This window comes from Bacillus sp. 05T31, from assembly GCF_056396725.1.
Genome location: NZ_JBFTMA010000217.1, coordinates 1 through 5,968 on the forward strand (window position 1 = coordinate 1; position 5,968 = coordinate 5,968).

6 protein-coding genes and 1 pseudogene are annotated in these 5,968 nt (G+C 37.6%); all 7 read right to left on the reverse strand.

From position 1 onward, the window contains the following. The coding region (locus AC1DJR_RS14560; protein WP_477002879.1) for a substrate-binding domain-containing protein at positions 1 to 683 on the reverse strand (683 nt) is incomplete at its 3' end. Positions 684 to 697: 14 nt separating this feature from the next. Next, the gene (locus AC1DJR_RS14565; protein WP_002029798.1) at positions 698 to 1,633 is read right to left on the reverse strand and encodes an ABC transporter permease subunit; all 936 of its coding nucleotides are present in this window, start codon (positions 1,631 to 1,633) and stop codon (positions 698 to 700) included. 3 nt (positions 1,634 to 1,636) lie between these two features. After that, the gene (gene rbsA / locus AC1DJR_RS14570; protein ID WP_002140387.1) at positions 1,637 to 3,121 is read right to left on the reverse strand and encodes a ribose ABC transporter ATP-binding protein RbsA; all 1,485 of its coding nucleotides are present in this window, start codon (positions 3,119 to 3,121) and stop codon (positions 1,637 to 1,639) included. Between the two features lie 18 nt (positions 3,122 to 3,139). Then, positions 3,140 to 3,535 carry a D-ribose pyranase gene (rbsD, locus tag AC1DJR_RS14575; protein ID WP_002125248.1) on the reverse strand — a complete coding sequence of 132 codons (396 nt, stop codon included), beginning with the start codon at positions 3,533 to 3,535 and terminating at the stop codon, positions 3,140 to 3,142. Further along, on the reverse strand, positions 3,532 to 4,428 hold the full coding sequence (gene rbsK / locus AC1DJR_RS14580) for a ribokinase (protein ID WP_477002880.1): 897 nt from the start codon (positions 4,426 to 4,428) through the stop codon (positions 3,532 to 3,534). Before rbsK ends, rbsD begins: the two co-directional genes overlap by 4 nt. 13 nt (positions 4,429 to 4,441) lie before the next feature. Next, entirely contained in the window at positions 4,442 to 5,413 is a 972-nt protein-coding gene (rbsR, locus tag AC1DJR_RS14585) for a ribose operon transcriptional repressor RbsR (protein ID WP_477002881.1), read from the reverse strand. A 138-nt stretch (positions 5,414 to 5,551) separates the two neighbouring features. Then, positions 5,552 to 5,968 (reverse strand): annotated as a pseudogene (locus AC1DJR_RS14590) (MFS transporter); the annotation flags it as partial.

Below are 5,968 nucleotides of genomic sequence, written 5' to 3' on the forward strand. Positions count from 1 at the left end.
TCATCATTATGAGCAAATACCGCTTTAATATCGCTATTTGCTTGCAAAATATTTTCCATAACGGATAACCCTTTTGCACGATCGAAATCAGCTGCTTGTTTTGCTACTACTTTTAAAGACTTATCAGCTACGTTATGGAATCCTTTCCCACGCTCACGAGCAGCAGACGATCCAGGTATTCCTTCTAACTCAGCGACATTTGTTCCTTCACCAACTACTTCCCGAATGTAATCACTAGCCATTTGACCACCTTCTACATTGTTGGAAGCTATGTGAGAAACAACTTTACCTGAATTTGCAACTCTGTCTACTGTAATAACAGGAACATTGGCTGCATTGGCTGCACTTACCGCTGAAGCAACAGCATCTGAGTCGGTTGGATTAATAACAATTACATCGACACCTTTTTGAATTAAATCTTCAACATCGTTTGTTTGCTTCGCTGCATCATTTTGTGCATCAACAGCAATTAATTCAATGCCGCTATCTTTTGCTTTCTTTTCTGCACCTTTTTTCAACGTGACGAAAAATGGATTATTTAAAGTTGAAACAGAAAATCCAACTTTAATAGTTTTATTTCGACCTTTATCGCTAGAATCCTTTGCCCATTCTGGTGGTTCCATTGAACAACCAGCAGTAACTACCATGATGCATGCAACGAGTATCAGTAACCATTTTTTCATGAATTGTCCCTCCATTAYGCTTCTTTTCGACGATCAATTAGTACAGCTAGTAAGATTACAAGTCCTTTTACAACTTGTTGGAAGAAAGAAGATACACCTAATAAATTTAAACCGTTATTTAGTACACCAATAATAAGCACACCGATGAATGTACCAACAATCCATCCTCTTCCACCTGAAAGACTCGTTCCTCCTAACACAACTGCAGCAATTGCATCCAATTCGTAAGAAGTACCAGCAGTCGGCTGTGCAGAATCTAACCTTGATGTTAAGACAATACCTGCAAGCGCTGCCAAAATTCCGGAAAGACCGTAAATCATTACTTTAATTCTCGTAACATTAATACCTGATAAAGCTGCCGCTTCTTCATTTCCACCAATCGCAAACGTACGGCGACCAAACGTTGTTTTCTTTAAAATAAAGTACAATACTGCAAAAGCAATCATCATTGTAACGGCTGGCACAGGAATACCAAGGAAATAACCACGGCCAAACATTTGGAACATTAAATGATCACCAAGACCAGTGATCGGACGTCCGTCCATATAAACAAGCGTCAACCCGCGAAAAATAGTCATTGTTGCTAAAGTTGCAATAAACGGAGCTACTTTTCCCTTCGCAATAATGATACCGTTTACAATCCCCATTGCAAGACCTGCTAATAATCCAACTACCATTGCAAGGAACGGATCCATGCCACTTGCCATCATTCCGGCAACAAGTGCACTTGATAATGCTAAAATAGAACCTACCGATAAGTCAATACCCCCTGTTAAAATAACGAAGGTCATTCCAAATGCAATGAGTGCATTAATCGATACTTGGCGCAGTATATTAAATAAATTTGGAATTTCAATAAATGCTGGATTTAAAGCTGTAATTACTACGATAATTAATACTAATCCAATTAAAGAACCAAGTTGTTGTAATACATTCCCCTTCTTAGCCATATCTTACTCTCCCCCTGTAGCTAGTGCCATAATAGACTCTTGCGATGCCTGATCTTTCTCTAAAATACCACCGATTTTCCCTTCATGAATGACGAGAACTCGATCACTCATTCCTAAAACTTCTGGAAGCTCAGACGATACCATAATAACGGCATCTCCTTGCTCGGTAAGCTTATTCATAATAGAGTAAATTTCTTTTTTAGCCCCAACATCTACACCTCTCGTTGGTTCATCTAAAATGAGTAACTGCGGATGAATACCTAACCATTTTGCAATTACAATCTTTTGCTGATTTCCACCAGAAAGAGATTTGACAGCTTGCTCTCCGTTTGCTGCTTTCACATTAAGAAGCTTCATCATATCCTCTGTAAATTGCCGTTCTAAACCTTTATTAACCACGCTTCCCTTTGAAAGACTTTCTAAATTTGGTAAAGCTAAATTTTCACGAATCGAAAAATCTAACACAAGCCCTTCAGATTTTCTATCCTCTGTAATAAAGGCAATTCGTTGTCTAATCGCATCAATTGGACTATCAATTTTTACTTCTTGTCCATTCATGAAAATTTTTCCTGAATCGAGCGGTTCATATCCAAATATTGCTTTCATAATATCCGTGCGACCAGCTCCCATCAAGCCCGCGACACCAAGGATTTCACCTTTTCTAACTTGAAACGAAACATTTTCAAATTTTCCTTTTTTCGTTCCGTTTCGCATTTCAAAAATCACTTCGCCAATTTGACTATTTCGTTCTGGATAACGTTCACCAATACTGCGGCCCACCATCATGCTAACTACTTCATCAAATGACGTTTCTGGAATTAATCTTTTCCCTACATATTCTCCATCACGCAAAATCGTAATAGCATCACATATTGAAAAAATTTCTTCCATCCGGTGTGAAATATAAACGAATGAAACGCCCTCTTTACGCAATTTATTAATAACAATAAACAGAGTTTCAATTTCGCGATCTGTTAATGCCGCTGTAGGTTCATCCATAATAATAACGCTCGCCTTTGTCATTAATGCTTTAGCAATTTCAATAATTTGCTGTTGTCCAACWGATAATTCACCTGCTAGCATAGCACCTCTCACATGTAGACCAAGATCTGCTAATTGTTGCTGGGCAATCGCATTCATTTGACGCGTACGTAAAATGCCCGTTTTCCCATACATTAACTCTTTTCCAAGAAACATATTTTCAGCTACCGTTAAATTCGGTAATATGTTCAACTCTTGATGGATAAATGCAATACCATACTCTTCAGCTTCTTTCGCATTTTTAAAAGTTCGTTCTTTCCCATCAATCATGACTGTTCCACTGTCTTTTTTATATACACCTGTTAAAATCTTCATGAGCGTCGATTTCCCCGCTCCATTTTCCCCCATCAATGCATGGACTTCTCCTGTTTCAATCATAAACTGTGCGTTTTTTAGAACAGGATTACCACTGAACGCTTTTGAAATGTTCTTCATTTCAATATGCATTCTCATCACATCCCTTTATTAAAAAATCACGCCTGCATGTAAAATAACATTCGCATAAGGCGTTGCTTCTCCTGTACGAATAATCGCCTTCGCTCTCTTTGTATGCTCTTTAAATTCCTTATGAGACACATATTCAAATGCTGGCTCTATTAATCGCATCTCAACTTCTTTATTTACCTCTGCATTATTTATAATAACTTCTTCTGCTAACATCACTTTTTCAATTGCCATATCATCAGCAACTACTTGTAATACGTCTAAAAAGCTAGGCTTTCCGATTTCAACTGCTAAATCAATTCGTTTTACTCCATCAGGAATAGGTAACCCGCAATCAGCAATTACAATCGTATCTGTATGTCCAAGTGAAGCAAGGACTGCCGCAATTTCGCTATTTAATACACCATGCTTTTTCATCCGACAATCACCTGCACTTCACGTACTCTATCTCTCGTTGGCATACCGCCCTGTGCCCCAAGTTTCGTTACAGAAAGACCACCAGCAATATTTGCAAAACGAATTGYCTTTTGAAGTGTTGCTCCTTCAGAAAGTGCAACTGCTAACGCACCGTTAAATGTATCACCWGCTCCAGTCGTATCTACTACGTCTACAGCAATACTTGGAACTTGAACAACTTCCGTTCCGTTATGGAAACGAACACCATTAGACCCTTCCGTCATCAATAGCTTATTTGGATATTTCGCAAGTAACTCTTCAATTGGTGATGTGAAATCATTTAATACGATGCGACATTCATGTTCATTCGGCGTAATATAAGTCGCATTTTCTAAAATATCTTCTGATAAAAATTGTGCTGGAGCCGGATTCAACATAACTGGAATTTTATGCTCCTCACAAATAGACAGAACGTATTTTACTGTTTCAAGCGGAATCTCTAGTTGAAGAACAACCATATCAGCTTTTACAAGAAGGTCTTTTGAACGATCTACAATCGACTCATTTACAAGAGCATTGGCTCCTTGTACGACAACAATACTGTTATCCTCTTCTGCTAAAACGATATGAGCGATTCCTGTCGTCCTATCTGTAACCGGTACCACATAGTCGATAAAAATGCGTTCGTTCTCCAAATTTTTTCTAACTACTGTTCCGTAATCATCATTTCCTACTGCACCAACCATCGCTACATTTGCTCCTAATCTAGCTGCAGCAACTGCTTGGTTGGCCCCTTTTCCTCCTGGTATCGTATGAAACGCTTCACCAATTACTGTTTCTCCTGCTTTCGGCCGTATTTTTGAAACAGCCACTAAGTCCATTGAAATGCTACCTACTACTGCAATATTTGGCATCTGTCTCATCTCCTTACTTCGTTGTATTTCGTTCTATAATTTCAATCGGTAAACGATAGTGTTTCTCTTCTAATGGATTTCCTTCCATTTGCTCTAACAACAATTCTGTTGCAATTTTCCCCATTTCATAAATTGGCTGTGCAACAGTCGTAATAGATGGATACATCATTTCAGTTAAAGAAATTCCATCGAATCCAATAATTTGTAAATCGTCTGGAATAGAAATTCCCTTTTGAAGTGCAGCCTTTACAACGCCGATTGCAATTAAATCATTCCCAGCAACAATTCCATCAATATGCGGATATTCTTCTAATAATTCCACCGCTAYCCGTTCACTATTAGCTGGATCGAATGTACTCTCTGCAATCATATAAGAAAGATTATTTTGCGTAATAACGTCTACAAAACCTTCAAAACGTTCATTAGCTGTGCTCACATCACGCGGTCCACGAATATGTGCAATATGTTTACACCCTTTGTCTATTAATAACTTTGTCGCCGCCTGGCTCCCTGCATAGTTATCTGCATATACAGTAGGAATGCGCTCATTAAACATACGGTCAATCGCAACAACTGGAATAGACAAATTCATGTAATTAACACTATTTTGTGGATTCGTTGCTACAATAAATCCGTCCACATTATTTTGTCTAAGCACATCAATGTATTGCTTCTCTTTTTCTAAATTTTCATCAGAGTTACAAAGTACAACTGTGTAACCTTGCTTATGTGCTACATCTTCTACAGCACGTGCAACTTCCGGAAAGAATGGATTCACGATATTTGGAACAACTAAGCCAATTAAACGAGACTTTTTATTATATAAAGAACGCGCTACTGTACTAGGCTTATAATCTAGCATTTCAATTGCTCGCTCTACTTTCTTTAATGTATCCTCATGGACATATCCATTTTTATTTAACACTCTGGAAACGGTCGCAACAGATACCCCTGCTAATTTTGCAACGTCTTTAATCGTACTCATTCTCTTTTMTCCTCATTTCATGTAACCGTTTACAGAAAATAATATAACGCATTTATAAAAATACGTCAATCATTTCTAACTAAAAAGCTTTTAAGGTTATACTCAAAAAAAGCATCGCCATAAGGCGATGCTTTTTTATTACGAATATGATACAGTTTTTTCCTTTTCTTCTACAGCAGGCTCTTCAGCATCTTTTTTACGATCAGACAGTTTAATTTTCTGTAAGAAAATCGTAAAGATAGCACCTACTACGATAAATACCAATCCTGTTAAGAATACAGTATGAAGTGAGTCCACTAAAGAGCTTTTCAAAATTGGTACGATGCTATTAGAAAATGCTTCTGGCATTTGTTTTAATGCCTCTGGACTAAATAGCATAGAATATAAACTTTGTGGATCTGTATGAATCATATCTTTAAATTTTGTTACCATTTGTCCCGCTTCTTTTGGGAATGTGTCTAATACAGGTACTAATTTATTTGTTAACGTTGTGCCTGAAGTATTATTCATAATTGATCCTAAAATTGTAATCCCAAACGTTCCACCGATTTGACG

Bases quoted from the DNA above. Each gene is read 5' to 3' on its own strand.
- rbsD (WP_002125248.1), bottom strand. From the start codon at position 3,535: ATGAAAAAGCATGGTGTATTAAATAGCGAAATTGCGGCAGTCCTTGCT.